This window comes from Thiomonas sp. (genome assembly GCF_034007205.1).
Classification (GTDB): domain Bacteria; phylum Pseudomonadota; class Gammaproteobacteria; order Burkholderiales; family Burkholderiaceae_C; genus Thiomonas.
Map to the genome: position 1 here is coordinate 38354 of NZ_JAVERI010000010.1, position 25907 is coordinate 64260.

Below are 25907 nucleotides of genomic sequence, written 5' to 3' on the forward strand. Positions count from 1 at the left end.
GGTTCCGCGCGGCCGCCCCGAAGGAACCGACACCCCCTCGGGGGGAGATGAGCGCAGCGAGTCAGGGGGCTGTTTCATTTTGCGGCTCCGGGCTGGCGGGCGAACAGGGTGTCGAAGTTCACGCCCTCGCGCTCGGCCACGGTGTTGATGTCCTTGTCGCCCCGCCCCGATAGATTGACCAGGATGATCTGGTCTGGGCGCATTTGCGGCGCCAGCTTGATGGCATGCGCCAGCGCGTGGCTGGATTCCAGCGCCGGGATGATGCCTTCGATGCGGCACAGTTCATGGAAGGCGGCCAGCGCCTCGTCATCGGTGATGCCGACGTACTCGGCGCGCCCGATGTCATGGAGCCAGGCGTGTTCGGGGCCGACGCCGGGGTAGTCGAGCCCGGCCGACACCGAATGCGTCTGCATGATCTGGCCGTTGGCGTCCTGCAGCAGATAGGTGCGGTTGCCGTGCAGCACACCTGGGGTGCCTGCGGAGATCGAGGCGGCATGCCGGCCCGTTTCCAGCCCCAGCCCGGCGGCTTCGACGCCGATGAGCCGCACCGATTCATGCGGGATGTAGGGATAGAAGATGCCCATGGCATTGCTGCCCCCGCCCACGGCGGCGACGATCACATCGGGCTGCCGCCCCCCGGTCATCTCGGGCATCTGCTGCAGGCATTCATCGCCGATGACGCGCTGGAAATCGCGCACCATCTGCGGGTAGGGATGCGGCCCGGCGACGGTGCCGATGATGTAGAAGGTGTTCTCCACATGCGTCACCCAGTCGCGCAGCGCCTCGTTGAGCGCATCCTTGAGCGTCCTGCTGCCCGACTCCACCGGCACCACGCGCGCGCCCAGCAGATTCATGCGATAGACGTTGGGTGACTGGCGCCTGACATCCTCGCTGCCCATGTACACCACGCATTCCATGCCATACCGCGCGGCAATGGTGGCCGTGGCCACGCCGTGCTGCCCGGCGCCGGTTTCGGCGATGACGCGCGGCTTGCCCATGCGCCGGGCCAGCATGGCCTGGCCGATGGTGTTGTTGATCTTGTGCGCGCCGGTGTGGTTGAGGTCCTCGCGCTTGAGGTAGATGCGCGCGCCGCCGAGTCTGTCGCTCAGCCGCGCAGCGTGATACACCGGACTGGGGCGGCCGACGTAGTGCTTGAGCTCGTAGCGGAATTCGGCGAGGAAGTCCGGGTCGTTCTTGTAATGATCGTAAGCCGCCTGGAGTTCTTCCAGCGCATGGCTCAGGGTTTCGGCGATGAAGCTGCCGCCGTAGGGGCCAAAGTGGCCGCTGGCGTCGGGATAGGCATAGTCAAACATGGTGGGATCTCGTCTGGCGCCGGGCAGAAGATGTGCCCGGGCGCGATCTACAGGTCCGCAGCGCGAACCGCGGCGATGAACTCGGCGATGCGCTGCGCGCTCTTGATGCCCTTGGACGCCTCGACGCCGGAACTGACGTCAATCGCCCAAGGTCGCACCTGCCGAATGGCCTGCGTCACATTTGCAGCATGCAACCCACCAGACAAAACGAGGGGATGCGCGACGTTTGCGGGAATGCATGACCAATCGAAGACCTCGCCGCCGCCGCCATATTCCGGCACAAAGGCGTCCAGAACGAGGGCGTGTGATGTGGAAAAACGAGAGCTGAAGTCTAACAAATCCAGCCCCTCGCGCATGCGCGCGGCGCGAAGGTAGGGGTGGCGATAGCGGGTGCAGTCTTCGGGCGTTTCATCGCCGTGAAACTGCAGCAGCGCGGGCCGCACCGCGTCGATCACCTCCTCCACCCGCTGCGGCGCGGCATTCACGAACAGCGCGACGACCGAAACGAAAGGCGGCAGGCTGAGCGCAATCTCGCGCGCCTGCGCCACGCCGACGTTGCGCGGACTGGGCGGATAGAACACCAGGCCGATGGCATCCGCGCCGGCCTGTGCGGCGGCCTGCGCGTCTTCCACCCGCGTGATGCCGCAGATCTTGACGCGGGTTCGGGAGTGCGAGGGCAGCGATAGCGGGGTGTCGGACATGGGTCATCAGATCAGCAGGCCGATCCGGGTGGGAGTCGGGGGAAGGTTGAATTCTGCCGGGTAATCCGGCCCGATGAAATAAAGCCCGTCGGCCATGAAGGTCGGCGCCGCCAGGCGGCGGTCGCGGTTGTTCAGCACCTCGGCAAGCCAGGACACCGGTTTGGAGCCATTGCCCACGGCCAGCAAACTGCCCACGATATTGCGCACCATGTGGTGCAGGAACGCATTGGCGCGCAGGTCGAATATCAAGTAGTCGCCCTCGCGCCAGATGTCGATCGCCTGCACGGTCTTGACGGGGCTGTGCGCCTGACACTCGCTGGAGCGAAACGCGCTGAAATCGTGCTCGCCGAGCAGGCACTGCGCCGCGGCGCGCAAACGGTCGAGATCGACCGGGCGATGAGTCCAGCCCACCCGCGCATGATCGAGCGCCGGGCGCACGGGATGGTTGCGCAGGACGTAGCGATACCGGCGCTGATAGGCACTGCGGCGGGCGTCGAATGTCGTGGGGAGATCGGTTCGCGCCCATTGCACCGCGATGTCTCGGGGCAGGAAGGCATTGACCCCGCGCACCCAGGATGAGGGCTCGCGCTGCAGGGGGACATCGAAATGCACCACCTGACCGAGCGCATGTACCCCGGCATCGGTGCGCCCGGCGCAAACGGTACGGGTCGGGCAGCCCAGAAACTGCGCGAGCGCGCTCTCGAGATGATCCTGCACGCCACAGCCGCCGGGCTGACTCTGCCAGCCGCAGTAGGACGTGCCGCTGTAACACAGACCCAGCGCGACCCGGGCCCCGGGCTGTGGACAAGATGAATCAGTGGCCAATCTTGTCGAGCATGTCCTGCGCGCGCTGCTTGAGCTGCGTGTCACCTTCGGCAATGACTTCGCCCAGCAGGTTGCGCGCCGACTCGTCATCGCCGATGGCCAGGCTCTCGGCGGCGAGTTCGAGGCGCAGATCGAGCGAGGGCATGGACTCGCTGAACTGCGGCTCGATCCTGGGCAGCTCGGCATGCGGCTCTGCGGGTGACCTGGCTTCGACCTCCTGCAGAGAAATGCTGCTCAGGTCGAAGTCGAGCGCGTTGCCATGAACGGACGTCTCGGCGGCCTTTCCGGCCTTAGCGGACTCGGCGTCTGCCCCCAACGTCGAGGCGGGCGCGCCAAAATCGGACGGCACATGGAAATCAAGGCCGCTGGACATGAGGAAGTCTGCATCTTCCGGTTTTCCGGGCTCTGTCCGCGCCGCGGCAGGCACTGCGGGAGCCTCGATCTCTGGCGGGGCCGCCTTGGCCAGGGGCGTCGGCGCGCCGGTCGGAGCGGGCTCACCCATCGGCAGGCTCAGATCGAGGTCCAGATGCTCGGGCAACGGCGTCTTGGCCGCGGCGGTTTCCACGCCGGAGAGCATTTCGGTGCTGGGCAGGGTTTGCGGGGTCAAGGCCGCCAACGCGGTGGGGGTGGCTGCCGGGAACTCCGTTTGCGGCAGGGTCGAGGGCTGCCCCAGCGTGCTGGGCAGCACCGTGTTGTGATAAAGGGGGTTCACCGGATCGAGGGTGCGGCCGAGATCCTGGGCGCGCTTCCAGTCTTCGCCCGCGCCCTGGGTCAGCGCAAACAGTTCCGCGGCGCCGACTTCGAAGGAGCGCGCATCCTTGCGCTTGGCATAGATTTCCAGCAGTTTGAGCCGCGCCGCCAGACGGTCGGGGTTGGCCTTGACGGCCTCCTTGAGAATTTCCTCGGCCTGCAGATCGCGGCCGTAAGCAAGGTACACGTCGGCCTCGGCCACGGGATCGACATCATTGGTGTCGAGCTGGCTGGAGGAGAAGGCGGAGCTCATATTACCGTTGCGCGTATCGACGCGCTCGCCCCCGGTGCCGCCAAAAAAGCTGTCGGCCACGCTCATGCGGCTGTCGAACACCGACACGTCGCGCTGCGACTTGGCCGCCTTTTTGCGCTGCGACATCCAGGCGAGCAGCAACAGCAGAATCAGCAATGCACCGCCTGCGGGCAACAGCAAGGGGTTGGACAGCAGACTGCTAAAAAAGCTCTGCTGCTCCACCGGAGCGGGCTTGGCAACCTTGGGCGCTTCAGGCTTGGCCACAGGCGCAGGCGCCGGGGCCGAAGCAGAACGGGGCGCCGACGCGGGTTTGGCTGCCGAGGCCGTGGCTGCGGCCGAAGCCGCCGCGCGGGCCTGCGCCGCGCTTGACGTTGCGGCCGGCTGCGATGCTGCGGCGGGCGCCGAGGCGGGAAGCGGGCTTTTCGCCGGCACGGCGAGCGCTGCGGCGGCCTTGCTCGCCGTCGCAGCAACGGTTACCGCAGGCGCAGCGGCTTGCGGCTTGGCCGCCGCGACGGTCTGCGCCTGCTTGGACAGTGCAGCGAGCTCGTCGACGTTCTTCTGCAACTGCTTGATCTTCTGTTCGTCGAGCGCTTCCTGCTGCTTGTCGGCGATCTGCTGCGCCTGCTGCTTGCCAGCCACCTCGGCCTTGCTCAATTTGAGCTTGCTTTCAGCCTGCGCGCCTGCTGCGGCAGGCTCTTGAACCTGGGCCTGGACCTTGCCCGACACCTCGCGCTGCGACTGCGGCTTGACCTGCCCGCCCATTTCCGCCAGTCTGCGGCGATAGGCGTTGAAACTCTCGCTCTGCGCCACGACGAAACGCCGTGCTTCGGCCCGAGGCACGGCTTGCGCCTGTTCGGCGGACGGGATGGTCAGCACACTGCCGGCCTTGACCAGATTGATGTTGTCGTCGATGAAGGCCGACTGGTTGGCGCGATAGATGGCGGTGAGCATCTGGTCGAGCGAGACGGACTGCACGCCCGAAGCGAGGGCGATTTTGCTTAGAGTGTCACCGCGCTTGACCACATATCGGCCCTCAGCCACGGAGGGCCTGGCGGGCGATTCTTTCGCCGCAACCGAAGGCGTCGGCGTTTGCAGCGCCGGGGCGACAGGCATCGCCGGGGCGACCGCAGCCGGGGGCGCGGAGGGGATGGAGGGGACGGCAGGCATGGCCGACGCAGGCGATGGCGCTGCCGTCTGCACCGGCACCTGGGTCGGGCTCGGGGTGCTCTGGAAGTCCGGCGGATCGAGCAGCAGGGTGTAGTCGCGGCTCAACTGGCCGTTGGCCCATTGCGCGCGGATCAGCAGATCGAGAAAGGGTTCGTTGATCGGGCTGTTGGACGTGACGCGCAGATAGGCGCGCCCATCGGGGCTGCGTTCGAGCTTGATCTGCACGCCAGAGAGCGCACTGCTGTAATGCAGCCTGGCAGCCTGGAACGCATCGGGCGGCGCGACGCCTACCCGCAGCGAGGACGCCTCGTCGGCGCTGATCTGGGTGATGTCGATTTCCGCCCTCAGGGGCTGGCCCAAGGCCGACTGCACCTTGATGCCCCCCAGACCGAATGCATAGGCCTGGCCCGCGGTGGCGCCCAAGGCGATGGCCAGTGCCAGGCGTCGAGTGTTCTGTCGCAGCATGTCGGCTGCCCCCCAATTTTTGATCATGTCGAAAGCGCAAATTTCTCTGCGGCGGAGAATCGAATTGCGTCAAATTTCACCATATCATCAACAAATTAGGCTGACAAGTTGATGCACCCAGACAGGCGGGCCGAACCCCAGCAACTGTGGCATTCCGGCGATTTCGGCTGGCTGGCCGTGGGAAACCGGCGGTCAATGACGCTCGAGCAGGATGCGCAGCATGCGGCGCAGCGGCTCGGCCGCTCCCCACAGCAATTGATCGCCCACGGTGAATGCGCCCAGATACTGCGACCCCATCGCCAGCTTGCGGATGCGGCCGACCGGAATATGCATCGTCCCGGTCACCGCCACCGGGGTGAGCTGCTGCAGGGTGGCTTCGCGCTCATTGGGCACCACCCGCACCCAGTCGTTGTCGGCAGCGATCATGCCTTCGATTTCGTCGAGCGGCACATCTTTCTTGAGCTTGAAGGTCAGCGCCTGGCTGTGGCAGCGCATGGCGCCGACGCGCACGCAAAACCCATCGACCGGCACCGCGGGCGAATCGAACCCGGCCCCCAGCCCGAGGATTTTGTTGGTCTCGGCGCCGCCCTTCCACTCCTCGCGCGACACGCCGTGGCCCAGATCCTTGTCGATCCAGGGAATCAGGCTGCCGGCCAGCGGCACGCCGAAGTGCTGGGTCTGGGCAGCGTCGAGCGCCTTTTGCTGCGCCAGCACGTCGCGGTCGATGGCCAGGATGGCCGAGGCCGGGTCGTCGAGCAGCGGCTTGACCGCAGCGCCCAGAATCCCGAACTGCGTGAGCAGTTCACGCATGTGCTGCGCGCCGCCGCCCGACGCCGCCTGATAGGTCATGCTGGTCATCCATTCCACCAGACCGGCCTTGTAAAGCGCGCCCACGCCCATGAGCATGCAGCTCACGGTGCAGTTGCCGCCGATCCAGTTGACCCCGCCCTTGGCCAGCGCGGCATCGATGACCGGACGGTTGACCGGGTCGAGAATGATGACGCAGTCGTCGCGCATGCGCAGCGTGGAAGCGGCGTCGATCCAGTGGCCCCTCCAGCCGGAAGCGCGCAGCTTGTCGAACACCGCCGTGGTGTAGTCGCCGCCCTGCGCGGTGACGATGATGTCGCAGCGGCGCAGTTGCTCCAGATCATGCGCATCCTGCAGCGTGGTTTCGTTTTTCGCTTCCGCCGGGGCCTTGCCGCCCGCGTTGCTGGTGCTGAAAAACAGCGGTTCGATCAGGTCGAAATCGCCCTCTTCGCGCATGCGTTGCATCAGCACCGAGCCCACCATGCCGCGCCATCCCACCAAGCCCACCAAAGTCGTCGCCATCGTCCGTTCCGTTGCGTGTTGTTTTGATTCGTCGCGCTCAACCTAAAGCGGCGACCACCGCGTCGCCCATTTGCGCGGTGCCGACCCTCTGCGTGCCGGGTGCGTGGATGTCGGGCGTGCGCAGACCCTGCGCCAGCGCCTTTTGCACTGCGGTCTCGATGCGGTCGGCCTGCTCCGCCAGCCCCAGCGAATGCCGCAACATCATGGCCGCGCTCAGGATGGTCGCCAGCGGATTGGCGATGCCCTGACCGGCGATATCGGGCGCGCTGCCGTGGCTCGGTTCGTATAGCCCCTGTCCCTTTTCGTTGAGCGAGGCCGAAGGCAGCATGCCGATGGAGCCGGTGAGCATCGACGCCTCGTCGCTGAGGATGTCGCCGAACAGATTGCCGGTGACGATGACGTCGAACTTTTTCGGCGCCTTGACGAGCTGCATCGCGGCATTGTCCACATACATGTGGTCGAGCTGCACGTCGGGGTACTGCTGGCCGACTTCGGTGACCACATCTTTCCAGAACTGGAAGGTCTCCAGCACATTGGCCTTGTCCACGCTGGTCAGACGCTTGTTGCGCCCCTGCGCCGCCTTGAAGGCGACATGCGCGATGCGCTCGATTTCCGGACGGCTGTAGCGCATGGTGTCGAAGGCTTCGGGCTGGCCGGCGAAGGCGCCGTCGGGCGCGGTGCGGCGTCCGCGCGGCTGGCCGAAGTAAATGTCGCCGGTCAGCTCGCGCACGATGAGGATGTCCAGGCCCGAAACCACTTCGGGCTTCAGGCTGGAGGCATCGGCCAGTTCGGCGTAGAGGATGGCCGGTCGCAGATTGGCGAACAGGCCCAGGTTCTTGCGCAAGCCCAGAATGGCTTGCTCGGGGCGCAGGTGGCGCTCCAGGGTGTCGTACTTCCAGTCGCCCACGGCACCGAACAGCACCGCGTCGGCCGACCTGGCCAGATTCAGCGTGGCCTCGGGCAGCGGATGGCCGCTGTCGGCATAGGCCGCGCCGCCCACAGGCGCAAACTCGAAGGTGAAGTCGAACCCATCCTGCGCGATGCGCCGCAGCACCTTGACGGCTTCGGCAATGATTTCAGGCCCGATACCGTCTCCGGGCAATACGGCGATTTTCATGAGTGAAATTGGGGTTGAGCGTGGATCGAACGTGGATCGAAGGCGGGTTAAACGCGGATTCAACGTGCGGGTCAAAGGATGCGGTTATCGAGCCAGGGCATGCGCGTCAGGCGCTCGGCCTCGAAAGCGCGGATCTCCTGCTCATGCGAGAGCGTCAGGCCGATGTCGTCGAGCCCGTTGATCAGGCAGTGCTTGCGGAATTCGCCCACCTCGAAGGCCAGCTCGCTGCCATCGGGCTTGACCACCACCTGCCGCGGCAGGTCGATGGTGAGCGTGTAGCCGACGAAACCATAGAGTTCGTCGAACAGCCGCGCCACCTGCGCCTTGGACAAAACGATCGGCAGCAGTCCGTTCTTGAAGCAGTTGTTGTAGAAGATGTCGGCGTAGCTGCTGGCGATCAGGGCGCGAAAGCCGTATTGCTGCAGCGCCCAGGGCGCATGCTCGCGTGAGGAACCGCAGCCGAAGTTGTCGCGCGTCAGCAGGACGCTCGCGCCCTGATAGCGCGGCTGGTTGAGCGCGAAGTCGGGGTTGGGCTTGCGCGAGGACGGGTCCTGCCCCGGCTCGCCGTGGTCGAGGTAGCGCCACTCGTCGAACAGATTCGGGCCGAAGCCGCTGCGCCGGATCGACTTCAGGAACTGCTTGGGAATGATGGCATCGGTGTCGACGTTGTCGCGATCCATCGGCGCGACCAGTCCCTTGTGGACGATGAATTTTTCCATGGTGTCTTTGCGCGTTGCCGCGGCGATGGGGGGTTATTTCGACTTGTCGGCCGCGTTGGTGATGGCCTGGCCGCCCGCCTTGAGGTCCTGGCCCACGCCCGCCACGGTATTGCAGGCGCTCAGCGACAGCAGCGTGGCGGCGAGCAGAAGAAGGGAAAGCAATGGTTTCATTTCGATCTCCTGAAAAAGATGGAGTGGTTCTTCACAGTTTGCGCACGTCGACAAAATGCCCGGCAATCGCCGCAGCCGCAGCCATTGCCGGACTCACCAGATGAGTCCGCCCGCCCGCCCCCTGCCGACCTTCGAAGTTGCGATTGGACGTGGAGGCGCAGCGCTCACCCGGCTCCAGGCGGTCGGCGTTCATCGCCAGACACATGGAACAGCCGGGCTCGCGCCATTCGAAACCGGCGGCCTTGAATATCCTGTCCAGCCCCTCGGCCTCGGCCTGCGCCTTCACCAGCCCCGAGCCCGGCACCACCAGCGCCTGCCGCACATTCGCCGCGATACGCCGCCCGGCAACCACTTGCGCGGCGTCGCGCAGGTCTTCGATGCGCGAGTTGGTGCAGGAACCGATGAACACCTTGTCGATGCGGATATCGGCAATGGCCTTGTTCGGCTCCAGGCCCATATAGGTGAGCGCGCGTTCCATCGCCGCGCGCTTGCTGGCGTCTTTCTCTTTGTCGGGATCGGGCACGCGGGCGTCGATCGGCAGCACCATTTCCGGCGAAGTGCCCCAGGTGACCTGCGGCACGAGTTCGCGCGCATCGAGCGTGACCACGCGGTCGAACTTCGCGTCGGCATCGGAATGCAGGCCGCGCCAGTATTGCACCGCCCTGTCCCAGGCCACGCCGGTGGGGGCGAAGGGACGGCCGCGCACATAGTCGATCGTCGTGTCGTCCACCGCCACCAGGCCGGTGCGCGCGCCGGCCTCGATGGCCATATTGCACAGCGTCATGCGGCCTTCCATGCTGAGCGCGGCGATGGTGCTGCCCGCAAACTCGAGGGTGTAGCCCGTGCCGCCTGCGGTGCCGATCCTGCCGATGATGGCCAGCGCGATGTCCTTGGCGCGGCAGCCTGCGGGCAGCGGCCCATCCACGCGCACCAGCATGTTTTTCATCTTGCGCGCCAGCAGGGTTTGCGTGGCCAGCACATGCTCGACTTCACTGGTGCCGATGCCGAAGGCCAGCGCCCCGAACGCGCCGTGCGTGCTGGTATGCGAATCGCCGCAGACCACCGTCATGCCCGGCAGGGTGGCGCCCTGTTCGGGGCCGATGACATGCACGATGCCCTGGCGGCGGTCGTTCATGCGGAACTCGGTGATGCCGTTGGCGGCGCAGTTGGCGTCGAGGGTTTCGACCTGCAGCCGGGAAATCGGGTCGGCGATGCCCTCGGCCCGGTCGGTCGTGGGCACGTTGTGATCGGCCACGGCCAGATTCGCACTCACCCGCCAGACCTTGCGGCCCGCGAGCTGCAGTCCCTCGAAGGCCTGCGGGCTGGTGACTTCATGCACCAGGTGGCGGTCGATGTAGAGCAGCGCGGTGCCGTCCTGCTCGGTGCGCACCACATGCTCGTCCCACAATTTGTCGTACAGCGTTCGGCCCATTGGCTTCTCCTGCGTCTTGCGCGCGGCCCGCGCAAGACTTGTCAAAAACAAAGATTTTAGTTGGCGCGCTTTGAGTCCACGCTGGACCGGGTCTGCAGCCACGCCACCGACAGATCGAACGATCCATCGGCCTGAACGCGCATCGCCTCGCGCGCCTCCTGCGGCGCACGCGCCCACACGTCGTGGATGGCCTGCACGCGCAACGCCGGGGTGCGCATGCGCCCCACCCAAGAGGCGAACTCCATGGTCAGGGTCCAATCATCCGTGCTGGGCGCGGCAAAACCGGCCTGCTGCAGCATCGCGCCCCACTCCGAGACGCGGTAATCGCGCACATGCGAGGCGTCGCGCAATATTTCCACCGTCTGCAGCAGGGTGTCGCAAAGGGGAGACTCCAGAGCCACGACGTCGATGATGACCAGCGTTCCCCCCGGCTCGATGACGCGGCGCATTTCGCGCAATGCGGCAGGCACATCAGGCCAGTGATGCGCGGAAAAGCGAGTGACCAGAAAGTCGAAGCTGGCATCGGCGAAGGGCAGCTTGTCGGCAGCCCCCTGGCAAGTCTGCAGCCCATGCAGGCCGCGGGCTTGCGCCTCTTGCGCCACGATGTCGAGCATCGCAGGCGACAGGTCCAAGGCGGTGACCTGCGCACCCGCTGCTGCCAGGGCGAAGCTGGCATGTCCGGCCCCGCAACCGAGGTCGAGCGCCCTGCAGGTTTGGTCTGCCTGCACCATCGCGCCAAGACGCTGCAGGTCCTGCCCCTGCGCATGCACGGCGCTGGTGAGGTAGGCGGCGGCGCTGGTGCCGAACTGATGGGCGGCCAAAGCGTGTTGTTTCATGGGGGTGCTCCAAGGCGATGCAGCGACGAAGGCGTCAAAGATGGCGCGGGCAACGCGCTCGCCGCAGACCTGTTTCTGGGCTGGCAGGCGCAGCCCGCCGCCTCCGCCGATTCGCAGCCCCCGAACCTGCTGCGCTTTCTGTTTTTCAACCCGCAGGCGCGTGAGCTGATCGAGAACTGGCCGGTACGTGCGCAGCGGCTCGTCGCGGAATTCCGGGCGGACTGCGGCGGGCGTCTGCAGACCCCTTTACTGCGCGCCCTGATCGATGAACTGAGCGCGCTCAGCCCCGAGTTTGACGCCCTTTGGCAACTCAACGATGTGCAGGAGCGCGAAGGCGGTGAAAGAGGCTTTGTCCATCCCCGCCACGGCCGCCTGGTCTACGAACAACTGACCCTGCGCGCGGCGCTGCACCCGGAATACAAACTGGTGATGCTGCTTCCGCTGGCGGTACCCGAATAAGCCAAACGATCAGCCGCGCTGCGCAATGGGCTTGACGTCGCGGCGCACCGAGCCGGTGAACAACTGACGCGGACGCCCGATCTTGTATTCGGGATCGGTGAGCATTTCATTGAGCTGGGCGATCCAGCCCACGGTGCGCGCCAGGGCGAAATTGGCGGTGAACAGCGACACCGGCACGCCGATGGCCTTCTGCACGATGCCCGAATAGAAATCGACATTGGGGTAGAGCTTGCGCTGGATGAAGTAGTCGTCTTCCAGCGCGATTTTCTCCAGCGTCATCGCCAGCTTGAACAGCGGGTCGTCGTGCAGGCCGAGGGCGTCGAGCACTTCGTGACAGGTCTCGCGCATGAGCTTGGCGCGCGGGTCGTAGTTCTTGTAGACGCGGTGGCCAAAGCCCATCAGCCGCACCGAGGAGTTCTTGTCCTTGACCTCATCGATGAACTCGCCGATCCTGGCCACGCCGCCCTTGGCCTGGAGGTCGTCGAGCATGTTCAGGCAGGCCTCGTTGGCGCCGCCGTGCGCCGGCCCCCACAGGCAGGCCACGCCCGCCGCGATGGCCGCAAAGGGATTGGTGCCGCTGGACGCGCACAGCCGCACGGTGGAGGTGGAGGCGTTTTGCTCGTGGTCGGCATGCAGGATGAAAATGCGGTCGAGCGCGCGCTCGATCACCGGGTTCGGTGTGTAGTCTTCGCAGGGCGTGGCCCACATCATGCGCATGAAATTGGCCGCGTAGCTCAGTTCATTGCGCGGGTACATATAGGGCTGGCCCATGTTGTACTTGTAGGCCATGGCCACCAGCGTGGGCATCTTGGCGATCAGGCGAATGGCCGAGATGTCGCGCTGCTGCGGGTCGTTGACGTTGATCGAATCGGGGTAGAACGCCGACATCGCCCCGACCAGGCCGGTGAGCACCGCCATGGGGTGGGCGTCGCGGCGGAATCCGCGCAGGAAGAACTGCATCTGCTCGTGCACCATGGTGTGCTGGGTCACGCGGTCCGAGAAGGCCTTTTTCTGCTGCGCGTTGGGCAGCTCGCCGTACAGAATCAGATAGCAGGTTTCCAGGTAGTCGCACTGCACGGCGATCTGCTCGATGGGATAGCCGCGGTAGAGCAGTTCGCCCTTGTCGCCGTCGATATAGGTGATGGCCGAGCTGCATGACGCGGTGGACAGAAAGCCCGGGTCGTAGGTGAACTTGCCAGTTTGTCCATACAGCTTGCGGATGTCGATCACGTCCGGGCCGATCGTACCCTTGTGGATGGGCAGATCGACGCTGGGCGAACCGTCGCTGAACGAGAGGGTGGCTTTGTCACTTGATTGAGTCATTTTCAAATCTCCGGGGACTGTGTTGTAGAACTCCCGGAGCGTGCCTCCGGGGACGGAATGACGCAAACCGCGAACCGGTCGGGCTCACAAGCGTTGCAAGGTTGCAAGCAATTCCCGCACCTGCGGCCGATCCAGATCCCGAGGCAGCGGACCGTTGCGCAGCAACAGGTCAAAGAGCGTGTTGTCGTCCAGCGCCAGCAGGGCATTCAACGCGGCCACTTCCTCGCTGCCGAGCGGCGTCTCGCGTTGCGCAAAATAGCGCTGCAGGATCAGGTCGTTCTCCAGCATGCCACGCCGGGCGCGCCAGCGCAGCCGGGACAGATCGGCGGCGTCGGCAGGGGCTGCGGTTGCGGGCGGCATGACAGGCTCAGACGGCGCGGCGCAGCATCATTTCCTTGATCTTGCTGATCGCCAGGGTCGGGTTCAGCTCTTTCGGGCAGACGTCCACGCAATTCATGATGGTGTGGCAGCGGAACAGGCGGTAGGGATCTTCCAGATTGTCGAGGCGCTCGCCGGTGGCTTCGTCGCGGCTGTCGGCAAGAAAGCGATAGGCCTGCAGCAGACCTGCCGGGCCGACGAACTTGTCGGGGTTCCACCAGAAACTCGGGCACGACGTGGAACAGCACGCGCACAGAATGCACTCGTACAGACCGTTGAGCTCCTCGCGCTCGGCCGGGCTTTGCAGGCGCTCTTTTTCCGGCGGCGGGGTATTGTTGACCAGATAGGGCTTGATCGAGTGATATTGATTGAAGAACTGCGTCATGTCGACGATCAGGTCGCGGATGACCGGCAGCCCCGGCAGCGGCTTGAGCACCACCGGCTCCTTGAGGGTGAGCAGGTTGGTGATGCAGGCCAGGCCGTTCTTGCCGTTGATGTTCATCGCGTCCGAGCCGCACACGCCCTCGCGGCAGGAACGGCGGATGGACAGGGAATCGTCCACCTCCCACTTGATGCGCTGGATGGCGTCGAGCAGCATCTTGTCGGTGTGCTGCAGCGTCACCTCGACGTCCTGCATATAGGGCCTGGCGTCTTTATCCGGGTCGTAGCGATAAATCGAAAACTTCATCTTGCGCGTGTCGTTCATGGGCGCTCCTGTTGCCCGTGTCTTGCCGGGCGCATTGTTCAAAAGAGAGGGTTCAGAAGGTTCGGGCCTTGGGCTTGAAGGGCTCAACGGTCAACGGCTTGAGCTGCACCGGCTTGTAGCTCAGGCGGTTGCCTTCGCGCCACCACAGGGTGTGCTTGAGCCAGTTCTGGTCGTCGCGCTCGGTATGGTCGTTGTGATAATGCGCGCCGCGGCTTTCCTGACGCGCCTCGGCCGAGACCATCGTGGCCTTGGCGACTTCGATCAGGTTGTCGACTTCCAGCGCCTCGATGCGCGCGGTGTTGAACACCTTGGATTTGTCCTTGAGGTGGATGCGATCGACCTGGCCGGCGATGTCGGCAAGGGCCCTCACGCCCTCGGCCATGATCTTTTCGGTGCGGAACACGCCGCAGTGGGTTTGCATCGCGGCGCGAATGGCGTCGGCCACCACATGGCTGCCTTCACCGCTCTTGGAGGCGTCGAGTTGGGCAAGACGCGCCAGCGAGCGGTCGGCGGCGTCCTTGGGCAGCGGTTTGTGGCTGCGTTGGTGAATGCCACTGTTAACAATATGGTTGCCCGCAGAGCGGCCGAATACCAGCAGATCGAGCAAGGAGTTGGTGCCCAGGCGGTTGGCCCCATGCACGCTCACGCAGGAACATTCACCAATGGCGTAGAGCCCACCCACCACCGCCGCGGGGTTGTCGCCCTGCGGCACGACGACCTGGCTGTGGATGTTCGCCGGGATGCCGCCCATCTGATAGTGAATGGTCGGCACCACGGGAATCGGCTCCTTGATCGGATCGACGTTGGCGAAGCGGATGGCGATTTCGCGGATGGAAGGCAGCCGCTTCATGATGGTCTCGGCGCCGAGGTGATCGAGCTTGAGCAGCACATGGTCCTTGTGCGGCCCGGCGCCGCGGCCCTCCTTGATCTCCTGGTCCATCGAGCGCGAGACGAAGTCGCGCGGCGCCAGATCCTTGTAGGTCGGGGCATAACGCTCCATGAAGCGCTCGCCATTGGCGTTGAGCAGAATGCCGCCCTCGCCGCGCACGCCCTCGGTGATCAGCACACCGGCGCCGGCCACGCCGGTGGGATGGAACTGCCAGAACTCCATGTCCTGCAGCGGCAGACCGGCCCGCGCGGCCATGCCCAGGCCGTCGCCGGTATTGATGAAGGCGTTGGTCGATGCGGCGAAGATGCGCCCTGCCCCGCCGGTGGCCAGCACCGTGGCCTTGCCCTCGAAAACCGTCACGTCGCCGGTTTCCATTTCGAGCGCGACTACGCCGAGCACGTCGCCCTCGGCGTCGCGGATCAGATCGAGCGCCATCCATTCGACGAAGAAATGGGTGCGGGCCTGCACGTTCTGCTGATAGAGCGTGTGCAGCATGGCATGGCCGGTGCGGTCGGCCGCGGCGCAGGCACGCTGCACCGCCTTTTCGCCGAAGTTGGCTGTATGGCCGCCGAAGGGGCGTTGGTAGATGGTGCCGTCGGGGTTGCGGTCGAACGGCATGCCGAAATGTTCGAGCTCGTACACCGCGCTGTTGGCCTCGCGGCACATGAACTCGATGGCGTCCTGGTCGCCCAGGTAATCCGACCCTTTGACGGTGTCGAACATATGCCAGTACCAGTCGTCCTCGCTCATATTGCCCAGCGAGGCGGCCACCCCGCCCTGCGCGGCCACCGTGTGCGAGCGCGTGGGAAACACCTTGGACAGCACCGCCACGTCGAGCCCGGCGCGCGCCAGTTGCAGTGCGCAGCGCATTCCCGAGCCGCCTGCGCCCACCACCACCACATCGAATTTGCGATTGCTGACCTGCATTACGCCCTCCACAACACTTGCAGGGCCCAGCCCGCGCAAGCCAATAGCCACAGAATGGTGCCGATCTGCAGCAGCAGCCGCACACCCACCGGTTTGACGTAATCCATCCAGATGTCGCGCATGCCTACCCAGACGTGGTAGATCAGCGCCAGCACCGTGACGAAAGTCAACAGTTTCATCCACTGCTGCGCGAACAGGCCGTGCCAGCGGGCGTAGTCGAGCGAGCCGGGCGCGAGGAAATAGACCAGCAGCACCAGCGTGAACACCGCGATCACGGCGGCGGTGACGCGCTGCGCCAACCAGTCGCGCAGCCCGTAGTGCGCGCCGACGACCAGGCGCTTGTTTGCGATCCTTTCAGTACCCATTTCAGTACACCCCCAGCAGCTTGAGACCGAACAGCGCCGTGAGGCCCAGCGACACCGCAAGCGTGATGATCGCCAGTTGCAGGCCCTGCGCCTTGCTCACGGCATGGAAGGCATCCATCCACAGATGCCGCACCCCGGCGACGAGGTGGTGCATCAGCGCCCAGAACAGGCCGAGCAGAATGAGCTTGACGAACCAGTGTGAAAGAAATTGCGCGATGGCAGCAAAGCTGTCGGCACTGCGCAGGCTGTCATCGAACACCCAGAGCACCAGCGGCAGCGCCAGAAACAGCACCGCGCCGCTGACGCGGTGCAGGATGGAGACGATGCCCGCCAGCGGCAGCCGGTAGGTCACGATCTGGGTGATGTGGATGTTGCGGTAGACCGGCCGAGCCGGTGGCGAAGCAGGTTTTGTCATGACGCTGACCTCGTTGTGAACAGAAATCGCATGGCGAGATGCCGTTATGGCCTGATTCGAAGCCGTGGCGAATCGCTTCGAAGTTTTGTTGATGTTTCCAGTCTATTGCATTGCAGCATGCCGACAAGCTGCTCGTCGGCACCGGTTTTCAATCGTCCACATGGCTCTCAAGGAAACGCAGGGCCGCCCCAAGTTTTCTTGACCCCCACGGGGGGCGGGTCGGCGAGCCGACCCTGGGGGCGCTCATGAGAAAACGTAGGGCCGCCCCAAGTTTTCTCATCCCCCTCGGGGGGCCTGACGCGAATGCGGCAGGTCTGGGGGCGCTCAATTCAATTCGTTGCGATAGTGATGATGCCTCGTGTTGTAGAGCCCACGGCGGTACTCCGCAGGCAGTTCACCATAACTGAATGACAGGCGTTCGACGAGCAGCAGGGCCTCGGCTTCGCGCACCCGCAGCAGCTCGGCCTCTTGTGCACTGGCGTTGACCGCGCGCAGTTTTTCCTCCGCCCGCACCATGCGGGTCGAAAACTCGGACTCGAACAAAGCGTAGAGCGGGCCGCGATAACTCTCCAGCCGTTCTGCGGTCAGGCCGCGAAAGGCTGGGCCGGGCAGATAAATGTCCTCATACACCACGGGCTCGCCCGCAAGCAGCAGCAGGCGGCGAATCTGCGTGATGCCCTCACCTGCCTTGATCCCCAGCGCACGCGCCACATCCTGAGAGGCACGAATGCGCTTGCACTCCAGGAATTGCCGCTCCATGGGCTGCGGCATCGCACGCGCACCTTCGGCGATGGCATCAGGCACGAGGCGTAGAAAGCGAAACTTCACCCGCTCTTCATGATGCGTCGAGACAAACGTGCCGCGCCCCTGTCGACGCAGCAGCAGGCCGTCTGCGGCGAGTTCGTCCACCGCCTTGCGCACCGTGCCCTGGCTGACGCCGAAACGCCGCGCCAGATCGGCCTCGCTGGGAATGATCTCCCCCGGCTTCCATTCGCCCTGCTGCAGACTGCGAGTGATCAATCCCTTGATCTGCCGATACAAGGGACTGAAGCTCGGGTTGAGCGCCGCAGTGGACACATGAGTGGCCTGCAACTCGGGCGCGGGATCGGGAACGGTATGCGTAGCCATCAGGTCTGTATTGCAGCATAGCCCACCCCGCCTTGTCCAGAGTTTGATAAAAAATGTCTTATATAAGATAGAAGAGTAATTGACTGCATGCCATCACCAGCCTACACTTCTTGCGCATTGCGGCGCACAAAGAATCGAAGCGCCCTCGACTGACAAACAACTTACCAGGAGCCTCACCATGTCCAAAGCCCCCGTGCGCATCACCGTCAGCGGCGCCGCCGGCCAGATCGGCTACGCCCTGCTGTTTCGCATCGCCTCCGGCCAGATGCTGGGCGCCGATCAGCCCGTGATTCTGCAGCTCCTGGAAATTCCCGACGAAAAGGCGCAGAAGGCGTTGAGAGGGGTGATGATGGAACTCGAAGACTGCGCCTTTGCGCTGCTGGCCGACATGAGCGCGCATTCCGACCCGATGACTGCCTTCAGGGATGTGGACTACGCCCTGCTGGTCGGCGCGCGCCCGCGCGGCCCCGGCATGGAGCGGCGCGACCTGCTCTCGGCCAATGCGCAGATTTTCACCGCACAGGGCAAGGCCCTGAATGCCGTGGCCAAACGCTCGGTCAAGACGCTGGTGGTCGGCAATCCGGCCAACACCAACGCCTATATCGCGATGAAATCGGCCCCCGATCTGCCCGCGAAGAATTTCACCTCGATGATGCGGCTCGATCACAACCGCGCACTCAGCCAGTTGGCCGCGAAGATCGGCAGGCCCGTGGCCGAAATCGAAAAAGTCTGCGTCTGGGGCAACCACTCCCCGAGCATGTACGCCGATTACCGCTTCGCCACCGTCGGCGGCCAGTCGGTGAAAGACCTGATCCACGACGACGCCTGGAACCGCGACGTGTTCCTGCCCACGGTGGGCAAGCGCGGCGCGGCCATCATCGAGGCGCGCGGCCTGAGCTCGGCCGCTTCGGCCGCCAATGCCGCCATCGACCACATGCACGACTGGGTGCTGGGCACCCAGGGGAAGTGGGTGAGCATGGGCATCCCGTCCGACGGGTCTTACGGCATTCCCGAGCAGACGATGTTCGGCTTCCCGGTCACCTGCGCGGGCGGCGAATACCAGCTCGTGCGTGATCTGCCGATCGACGCCTTCTCGCGGCAGTGCATCGACAAAACCCTGGCCGAGCTCGAAGAAGAGAAGGCCGGCGTGCAGCATCTGCTCTGAATCCGTCATGACCCAAACAACCGCTGGCGCACGGCTGCGCCTCGCCCTGTCACAGGAAAGCCCGCTGCAGATCGCAGGCGCCATCAACGCCAACCACGCGCTGCTGGCGCAGCGGGCGGGCTTCAGGGCCGTCTACCTCTCTGGCGGCGGCGTGGCGGCCGGTTCGCTGGGCATGCCCGATCTGGGCATCAACACCCTCGATGATGTGCTCACCGACGTGCGCCGCATCACCGATGTCTGCGACCTGCCGCTGCTGGTGGACGTGGACACCGGCTTCGGCCCGAGCGCTTTCAACATCGCCCGCACGGTCAAGAGCCTGATCAAATTCGGCGCCGCCGGGCTGCACATCGAGGATCAGGTCGGCGCCAAGCGCTGCGGCCACCGCCCCGGCAAGGAAATCGTCAGCAGCGAGGAAATGGTCGATCGCATCAAGGCCGCGGTCGACGCCCGCACCGACGCATCGTTTTTCGTCATCGCCCGCACCGACGCCATCGCGGTCGAGGGAATCGACGCCGCGATTGCCCGCGCGCGCGCCTGTGTCGAGGCCGGGGCAGACGGCATTTTCGCCGAGGCCGCGCCCGACCTCGAGACCTATCGCCGCTTTGCCGCCGAGGCCGGCGCCCCGCTGCTGGCCAATATCACCGAATTCGGCGCCACGCCGCTGTACACCGTCGATGAGCTGCGCAGCGCGGGCGTGGCCATGGCGCTCTACCCGCTGTCGGCGTTCCGCGCCATGAACAAGGCGGCGCAGACAGTGTATGAAACCCTGCGCCGCGATGGCACGCAAAAGGCCGTGCTGCCGCTGATGCAGACCCGCGCCGAGCTATACGACAGCATCGGCTATCACGCTTACGAACAGCGGCTGGACGCCATCTTTTCCGGCAAGAAATCTTCGTAAAGCATCTGTCATTGAAGTACCGAGGAGACAAACCCATGAGCGACAACGCTGCGCCGGCCGGCATGACCTTCAAACCCAAAAAATCGGTGGCGCTTTCCGGCGTCACCGCGGGCAACACGGCGCTGTGCACCGTCGGGCGTACCGGCAACGATCTGCACTACCGCGGTTACGACATTCTCGACCTCGCCGAAGCCTGCGAATTCGAGGAAGTCGCCCACCTGCTGGTGCACGGCAAGCTGCCCAACTCCGCCGAACTCGCGGCCTACCAGACCAAGCTGCGCCGCCTGCGCGGCCTGCCCGCCGCCGTCAGGAACGCGCTGGAACAACTCCCGCCGTCGACCCATCCGATGGACGTGCTGCGCACCGGGGTGTCGGTGCTGGGCTGCGTGATGCCGGAAAAGGATGACCACAACGCCGCCGGTGCACGCGACATCGCCGACAAGCTCTTGGCCTGCCAGGGCTCGATGCTGCTGTACTGGTGGCATTACGCCGCCAACGGCCGGCGCATCGAGGTCGAGACCGACGACGACTCGATCGGCGGCCACTTCCTGCACCTGCTGCACGGCAGCAAGCCCAGTGCGCTGTGGGAGCGGGCGATGCACACCTCGCTCATCCTCTACGCCGAGCACGAGTTCAACGCCTCGACCTTCGCCGCGCGCGTCATCGCCGGCACCGGCAGTGATCTGTACAGCGCCATCACCGGCGCCATCGGCGCCTTGCGCGGCCCCAAGCATGGCGGTGCCAACGAGGCCGCCTACGACATCCAGCGGCGCTATGCCGACCCGGACGAGGCCGAGGCCGACATCCGCACCCGTGTCGCCAACAAGGAAGTCGTCATTGGCTTCGGCCACCCCGTCTACACCCTCGCCGACCCGCGCAACAAGGTCATCAAGGAAGTCGCGCGGCGCCTGGCCGCCGATCAGAAGGACATGCGCCTGTTCGCCATCGCCGAGCGGCTGGAGTCGGTGATGTGGGACGCGAAAAAGATGTTCCCCAATCTCGACTGGTTCAGCGCAGTGAGTTACTCGCTCATGGGCGTGCCCACCGCCATGTTCACCCCGCTGTTCGTGATCTCACGCACCAGCGGCTGGAGCGCGCATGTGGTGGAACAGCGACAGGACAACAAGATCATTCGACCCAGCGCGAATTACACTGGCCCGGAGAATCTGCAGTTCGTGCCGCTCGCCCAGCGTCCCTGACTCGTCAAGCGCACTTGCCACCATGTTCATGCGCCCGACTTGTCGCTCGTCCCGACCTGGAGCGGTTTTTTCCGTGTTTCAGTTCGTGTGGAGTATCTGATATGAAGCGCATCTTCCTCTTCCTGTCCAGTGTCGTCGGCCTGTCCTGCGCGCTTACGCTGCCCGCCCATGCGCAAAAGCATGCGGACGAGGCAAAAGCGGCAAATCCCACAGCCGCATCCCCCAACGCCGCCACCGCCGGGGCGACCATCGTGGCCACTGCCGCCACGACCACCCCGGCCCTGCTGACCGGCAACGCCCCCGGTGCGCGCGTGCCCGGCACGGAAAACGGCTATCCCGACGTCAACCCGGTCTATCCGCTCAAGGCGGGGCGCATGGTCTGCGGCAGCCACCGCATCCCGCTGGACGTGAAGATCGAAGGCGCAGGCGATCAGGCCGTGCTGCTCACCTGGAACCGCAAGCACTACCTGCTCAAACGCAAGCCCACCTCGACCGGCGCCTACCACTTCGACGATGCCAAGGCCGGCTTCGTCCTGATCCAGATCCCGACCAAGAGCATGCTGTTCGATAAAAAGAACATGACGCGACTGGCCGACGACTGCGTTCCCTCGCCCTGACGCGCTTCTTTCCTTTCATTCCATGTCCTCAGCGATTTCCAACGTCCGCCCTTCCCCCGACCAGGTTCTGGTCGACATCGCCGACTACGTCCTCAAGACCGACATCGACAGCACGCTGGCCTACCAGACCGCGCGCAACTGCCTGATCGATACCCTGGGATGCGGACTGGAAGCGCTTGAGTACCCCGCCTGCACCAAGCTGCTCGGCCCTGTCGTGCCGGGCACGATCGTCCCCCACGGCGCCAGGGTGCCGGGCACGCAGTTCCAGCTCGACCCGGTGCAGGCGGCGTTCAACATCGGCGCGATGATCCGCTGGCTGGACTTCAACGACACCTGGCTTGCCGCCGAATGGGGCCACCCCTCGGACAACCTCGGCGGAATCCTCGCCGTGGCCGACTGGCTCAGCCGCAACGCCGTCGCTGCCGGCAAGAAGCCCCTGACCCTGCGGGACGTGCTCACCGCGATGATCCAGGCGCACGAAATCCAGGGGGTGATCGCGCTGGAAAACAGCTTCAACCGGGTCGGTCTCGACCATGTGGTGCTGGTCAAGGTCGCCACCACCGCCGTTGTCGCGCGCATGCTCGGCCTGACGCGCGACGAAATCATCAACGCGGTGTCGCTCGCCTGGGTCGACGGCCAGAGCCTGCGCACCTACCGCCACGCCCCGAACACCGGCAGCCGCAAGAGCTGGGCGGCGGGCGACGCCACCAGCCGCGGGGTGCGGCTGGCGCTGATCGCCAAAACCGGAGAAATGGGCTACCCGAGCGTGCTCACCGCCAAGACCTGGGGGTTCTACGACGTGAGCTTTCGCGGCCAGCCGTTCAAATTCCAGCGGCCCTACGGCAGCTATGTGATGGAAAACGTGCTGTTCAAGATCAGCTTCCCGGCGGAGTTCCATGCGCAGACCGCAGTCGAGGCGGCGATGCAGCTTCACCGCACCCTGCGCAACCTGGGAAAGACCGCCGAGGACATCGCCGCCATCCGCATCCGCACCCACGAGGCGTGCATGCGCATCATCGACAAGAAAGGCCCGCTCGCCAACCCGGCGGACCGCGACCACTGCATCCAGTACATGGTGGCGGTGCCGCTGATTTTCGGCCGTCTGACCGCCGCCGACTATGAGGACGAAGTCGCCGCCGACCCGCGCATCGACGCGCTGCGCGACAGGATCACCTGCGTGGAGGACCCGCAGTACACCCGCGACTACCACGACCCCGACAAACGCTCGATCGCCAACGCGCTCACCGTCACGCTGAGCGACGGCACGGTGCTGCCCGAGGTCGCCGTCGAATACCCCATCGGCCACAGGCGCCGTCGCGCCGACGGCATCCCGCTGCTCGAAGCCAAGTTCCGCACCAACCTGGCGCGGCGCTTTCCGGCCAAACAGCAAAAAACCATTCTCGACGTGTCGCTCGATCAGAACCTGCTTGAATCCATGCCCGTGCACGAGTACGTCGATCTGTACGTCATCTGAGTGCCCCCGGAGACCCCCCATGCCAGCCCAACCCGCCAGCGCCGCGCACGCCTACGCCAGCACGCGCAAGACCTTCAGTACCGCCTCGGGCAAATCGGCCCAGTTCTATTCCCTGCCCCAGCTCGCCAAAGAGCTGGGCATGGACTTGTCGCGTCTGCCGGTGTCCATCCGCATCGTGCTGGAGTCGGTGCTGCGCAATTGCGACGGCAAGAAAGTCAGCCCAGAGCACGTCAAACAGCTTGCGGGCTGGAAGCCCAACGCCGAGCGCACCGATGAAATTCCCTTCGTCGTCGCCCGCGTGGTGCTGCAGGACTTCACCGGCGTGCCGCTGCTGGTCGATCTGGCCGCGATGCGCGGCGCAGCAAAGCAGTTGCACAAAAGCCCCAAGTCCATCGAGCCGCTGGTGCCGGTCGATCTGGTGGTGGATCACTCGGTGATGGTCGACAGCTACGGCAACAAAAAGGCGCTCGACCTGAACATGCAGATCGAGTTCCAGCGCAACCGCGAGCGTTACCAGTTCATGAAATGGGGCATGCAGGCCTTCGATACCTTCGGCGTCGTGCCGCCCGGCTTCGGCATCGTGCACCAGGTCAACCTCGAATATCTCGCCCGCGGCGTGCACAAGACCCAGGACGGCGTGGCCTACCCCGACACCCTGGTGGGCACCGACAGCCACACCACCATGATCAACGGCATCGGCGTGGTGGCCTGGGGCGTGGGCGGCATCGAAGCCGAAGCCGCGATGCTCGGCCAGCCGGTGTACTTGCTCACCCCCGACGTGGTCGGCGTGGAGCTCAAGGGCGCGCTGCGGGGCGGCGTGACCGCCACCGACCTCGTGCTGACCGTCACCGAAATGCTGCGCAAGGCCAAGGTGGTGGGCAAGTTCGTCGAATTCTTCGGCGAAGGCACCGCCAGCCTGTCGGTCACCGACCGCGCCACCATCGGCAATATGGCCCCCGAATACGGGGCCACGATGGGCTTTTTCCCGGTGGACGACAAAACCCTCGACTACTTCAAGGGCACCGGACGCACCAAGAGCGAAATCGAGTTGTTCGAGGCCTACTTCAAGGCGCAGAAGCTGTTCGGCGTGCCCAAGGCCGGGCAGATCGATTACTCGCAGACCCTCACCCTCGATCTGTCCACGGTCGAGCCCTCGCTGGCCGGCCCGAAGCGGCCGCAGGACCGCATCGCACTGGGCAGCGTCAAAACCCAGTTCGAAGCGCTGTTCTCCAGGCCCGCCGCCGAAAACGGCTTCAACCAGCCAGCCGAGCGCCTGAACCAGCGGTTCCCGGTCAGTGCCGATGGCAAGAGCAATGGCGACGGCCCCGAGGCTGCCGCGGGTGCCGAACGCGACGTGATCGAGATGGTCGACAATCGCTCCACCCGCAGCGCCGCGCATGCCCACGCCAAGCTGGCGGCAGAATCGTCCAGACTGGACATCGCCGATGGCGACGTGCTCATCGCCGCCATCACCTCGTGCACCAACACCTCCAACCCCAGCGTGCTGCTGGCTGCCGGGCTGCTCGCCAAAAAGGCGGTCGAAGCCGGCCTCAAGGTGAAGAAGCACATCAAGACCTCGCTGGCCCCAGGCTCGCGCGTGGTCACCGAGTATCTGGAAAAGGCGGGTCTGCTGCCTTATCTCGAAAAACTGGGCTTCTACCTCGTGGGCTATGGCTGTACCACCTGCATCGGCAACGCCGGGCCGCTGGCTCCTGACATCGAAGCCACCATCACCGCCAACGATCTGGTGTGCGCCGCCGTGCTTTCGGGCAACCGCAACTTCGAAGCGCGCATCCACCCCAACATCAAGGCGAACTTCCTCGCCAGCCCGCCGCTGGTCGTGGCCTACGCCATAGCCGGCACGATGCGCCGCGACCTGATGACCGAGCCGGTGGGCTATGGCAAGGGCGGCAAGCCGGTGTATCTGGGCGACATCTGGCCGAGCAGCGAAGAAATCGACAAGCTGATGAAGTTCGCGATGAATCCCAAGGTATTCCGCGAAAACTACGCCCAGGTCGCCACCCATCCGGGCAAACTGTGGAAAAAGATCGAAGGCGTCAAGGGACAGGTGTACGACTGGCCCAGGAGCACCTACATCGCCGAGCCGCCGTTCTTCGCCGGGTTCGGCATGCAGCCCGCCGCCACGTCGCTGAAGGTGCAGCGCGCGCGCGCGCTGGCGCTGTTCGGCGATTCGGTCACTACCGATCACATCTCACCCGCCGGCCCGATCAAGGAAACCTCGCCCGCCGGGCAATGGCTGCTGGCCCACGGCGTGCTCAAGGCCGACTTCAATTCCTACGGCTCGCGCCGCGGCAACCACGAGGTGATGATGCGCGGCACCTTCGCCAATGTGCGCATCAAGAACCTGATGATCCCGCCGGGAGCGGACGGCTCGCGCGAGGAAGGCGGCGTGACCCTGTTGCAGCCCTCGGGCAAGAAAATGTTCATCTTCGATGCGGCGATGCAGTACATCGCCGAGTGCACCCCCACGGTGATCTTCGCCGGCGAGGAGTACGGCACCGGCTCCAGCCGCGACTGGGCCGCCAAGGGCACGCAGCTCCTGGGCGTGAAGGCGGTGGTGGCGCGCAGCTTCGAGCGCATCCACCGCTCCAACCTGGTCGGCATGGGCGTGCTGCCGCTGCAGTTCCTCGGCAACGATTCGTGGGAATCGCTGGGCATCGCGGGCAATGAGACCTTCGACATCGACCTGGGCGACAGCCTGCGCCCGCAGCAGGATGCGCTACTGGTCATCACCCGCGCGGATGGCAGCCGGCAGGAGGTCAAGCTCAGGCTGCGCATCGACACCCCGATCGAGGTCGACTATTACCAGCACGGCGGCATCCTGCCCTTCGTGCTGCGGCAACTGCTCGCCGCCTGAGCGCGCGG

The 25907-nt window shown here is 65.1% G+C and carries 24 protein-coding genes; 7 read left to right on the plus strand and 17 right to left on the minus strand.

The annotated features are described in order from the left end of the window. Window positions 1–74 precede the first annotated feature (74 nt). The 10 genes from trpB to RBR52_RS09620 form a co-directional block, all read right to left on the minus strand. On the minus strand, window positions 75–1313 hold the full coding sequence (gene trpB / locus RBR52_RS09575; protein WP_320376987.1) for a tryptophan synthase subunit beta: 1239 nt from the start codon (window positions 1311–1313) through the stop codon (window positions 75–77). Window positions 1314–1360: 47 nt separating this feature from the next. Continuing rightward, a complete protein-coding gene (locus RBR52_RS09580) occupies window positions 1361–2014 on the minus strand; it encodes a phosphoribosylanthranilate isomerase (RefSeq protein WP_320376988.1) in 654 nt (217 codons plus the stop codon). 6 nt (window positions 2015–2020) lie between these two features. After that, window positions 2021–2794: a tRNA pseudouridine(38-40) synthase TruA gene (gene truA, locus RBR52_RS09585; protein WP_320377072.1), complete on the minus strand. Its 774-nt coding sequence runs from the start codon at window positions 2792–2794 to the stop codon at window positions 2021–2023. 34 nt (window positions 2795–2828) lie between these two features. Continuing rightward, window positions 2829–5474, minus strand: coding sequence for a FimV/HubP family polar landmark protein (locus RBR52_RS09590; protein ID WP_320376989.1), 2646 nt, complete (start codon window positions 5472–5474; stop codon window positions 2829–2831). Window positions 5475–5666: 192 nt separating this feature from the next. Further along, the gene (asd, locus tag RBR52_RS09595) at window positions 5667–6803 is read right to left on the minus strand and encodes an aspartate-semialdehyde dehydrogenase (RefSeq protein ID WP_320376990.1); all 1137 of its coding nucleotides are present in this window, start codon (window positions 6801–6803) and stop codon (window positions 5667–5669) included. A gap of 37 nt (window positions 6804–6840) precedes the next feature. Then, window positions 6841–7920 (minus strand): 3-isopropylmalate dehydrogenase, encoded by a 1080-nt coding sequence (leuB, locus tag RBR52_RS09600; protein WP_320376991.1) that lies wholly within the window; start codon window positions 7918–7920, stop codon window positions 6841–6843. A 71-nt stretch (window positions 7921–7991) separates the two neighbouring features. Continuing rightward, window positions 7992–8639 carry a 3-isopropylmalate dehydratase small subunit gene (gene leuD, locus RBR52_RS09605; RefSeq protein WP_320376992.1) on the minus strand — a complete coding sequence of 216 codons (648 nt, stop codon included), beginning with the start codon at window positions 8637–8639 and terminating at the stop codon, window positions 7992–7994. A gap of 33 nt (window positions 8640–8672) precedes the next feature. Continuing rightward, window positions 8673–8810, minus strand: coding sequence for an entericidin A/B family lipoprotein (locus RBR52_RS09610; protein ID WP_320376993.1), 138 nt, complete (start codon window positions 8808–8810; stop codon window positions 8673–8675). Between the two features lie 31 nt (window positions 8811–8841). Continuing rightward, complete coding sequence (leuC, locus tag RBR52_RS09615; protein WP_320376994.1) at window positions 8842–10242, minus strand: 3-isopropylmalate dehydratase large subunit; 1401 nt, start codon at window positions 10240–10242, stop codon at window positions 8842–8844. A gap of 56 nt (window positions 10243–10298) precedes the next feature. Then, window positions 10299–11078 carry a class I SAM-dependent methyltransferase gene (locus tag RBR52_RS09620; RefSeq protein WP_320376995.1) on the minus strand — a complete coding sequence of 260 codons (780 nt, stop codon included), beginning with the start codon at window positions 11076–11078 and terminating at the stop codon, window positions 10299–10301. Here RBR52_RS09620 and RBR52_RS09625 point away from each other — a divergent pair. Next, window positions 11052–11537 carry a hypothetical protein gene (locus RBR52_RS09625; protein ID WP_320376996.1) on the plus strand — a complete coding sequence of 162 codons (486 nt, stop codon included), beginning with the start codon at window positions 11052–11054 and terminating at the stop codon, window positions 11535–11537. The genes RBR52_RS09620 and RBR52_RS09625 overlap by 27 nt on opposite strands. Before the next feature lie 9 nt (window positions 11538–11546). On the opposite strand, the gene gltA is transcribed toward RBR52_RS09625, so the two are convergent. From gltA to RBR52_RS09660, 7 genes are all read right to left on the minus strand, one after another. Next, the gene (gltA, locus tag RBR52_RS09630; RefSeq protein WP_320376997.1) at window positions 11547–12860 is read right to left on the minus strand and encodes a citrate synthase; all 1314 of its coding nucleotides are present in this window, start codon (window positions 12858–12860) and stop codon (window positions 11547–11549) included. Between the two features lie 84 nt (window positions 12861–12944). After that, window positions 12945–13220, minus strand: a complete 276-nt coding sequence (locus RBR52_RS09635) for a succinate dehydrogenase assembly factor 2 (protein ID WP_320376998.1) — start codon at window positions 13218–13220, stop codon at window positions 12945–12947. Window positions 13221–13227: 7 nt separating this feature from the next. Continuing rightward, entirely contained in the window at window positions 13228–13944 is a 717-nt protein-coding gene (locus tag RBR52_RS09640; RefSeq protein ID WP_320376999.1) for a succinate dehydrogenase iron-sulfur subunit, read from the minus strand. A gap of 52 nt (window positions 13945–13996) precedes the next feature. Further along, entirely contained in the window at window positions 13997–15760 is a 1764-nt protein-coding gene (gene sdhA / locus RBR52_RS09645; protein WP_320377000.1) for a succinate dehydrogenase flavoprotein subunit, read from the minus strand. Then, window positions 15760–16125, minus strand: a complete 366-nt coding sequence (gene sdhD, locus RBR52_RS09650) for a succinate dehydrogenase, hydrophobic membrane anchor protein (RefSeq protein ID WP_320377001.1) — start codon at window positions 16123–16125, stop codon at window positions 15760–15762. Before sdhD ends, sdhA begins: the two co-directional genes overlap by 1 nt. A gap of 1 nt (window position 16126) precedes the next feature. Beyond that, window positions 16127–16540 (minus strand): succinate dehydrogenase, cytochrome b556 subunit, encoded by a 414-nt coding sequence (gene sdhC, locus RBR52_RS09655; RefSeq protein WP_320377002.1) that lies wholly within the window; start codon window positions 16538–16540, stop codon window positions 16127–16129. Between the two features lie 324 nt (window positions 16541–16864). Beyond that, entirely contained in the window at window positions 16865–17668 is an 804-nt protein-coding gene (locus RBR52_RS09660; protein ID WP_320377003.1) for a GntR family transcriptional regulator, read from the minus strand. Window positions 17669–17846: 178 nt separating this feature from the next. On the opposite strand from RBR52_RS09660, the gene RBR52_RS09665 reads away from it, so the two are divergent. From RBR52_RS09665 to RBR52_RS09690, 6 genes are all read left to right on the plus strand, one after another. Further along, window positions 17847–18833, plus strand: coding sequence for a malate dehydrogenase (locus RBR52_RS09665; RefSeq protein WP_320377004.1), 987 nt, complete (start codon window positions 17847–17849; stop codon window positions 18831–18833). Between the two features lie 7 nt (window positions 18834–18840). Continuing rightward, window positions 18841–19731, plus strand: coding sequence for a methylisocitrate lyase (prpB, locus tag RBR52_RS09670; RefSeq protein ID WP_320377005.1), 891 nt, complete (start codon window positions 18841–18843; stop codon window positions 19729–19731). Between the two features lie 35 nt (window positions 19732–19766). After that, complete coding sequence (gene prpC / locus RBR52_RS09675; protein WP_320377006.1) at window positions 19767–20930, plus strand: 2-methylcitrate synthase; 1164 nt, start codon at window positions 19767–19769, stop codon at window positions 20928–20930. 101 nt (window positions 20931–21031) lie between these two features. Continuing rightward, window positions 21032–21547 carry a hypothetical protein gene (locus tag RBR52_RS09680; RefSeq protein ID WP_320377007.1) on the plus strand — a complete coding sequence of 172 codons (516 nt, stop codon included), beginning with the start codon at window positions 21032–21034 and terminating at the stop codon, window positions 21545–21547. A 22-nt stretch (window positions 21548–21569) separates the two neighbouring features. After that, entirely contained in the window at window positions 21570–23021 is a 1452-nt protein-coding gene (locus RBR52_RS09685) for a bifunctional 2-methylcitrate dehydratase/aconitate hydratase (RefSeq protein WP_320377008.1), read from the plus strand. A gap of 19 nt (window positions 23022–23040) precedes the next feature. Then, window positions 23041–25899, plus strand: coding sequence for an aconitate hydratase (locus RBR52_RS09690; RefSeq protein WP_320377009.1), 2859 nt, complete (start codon window positions 23041–23043; stop codon window positions 25897–25899). Window positions 25900–25907: the final 8 nt, after the last annotated feature.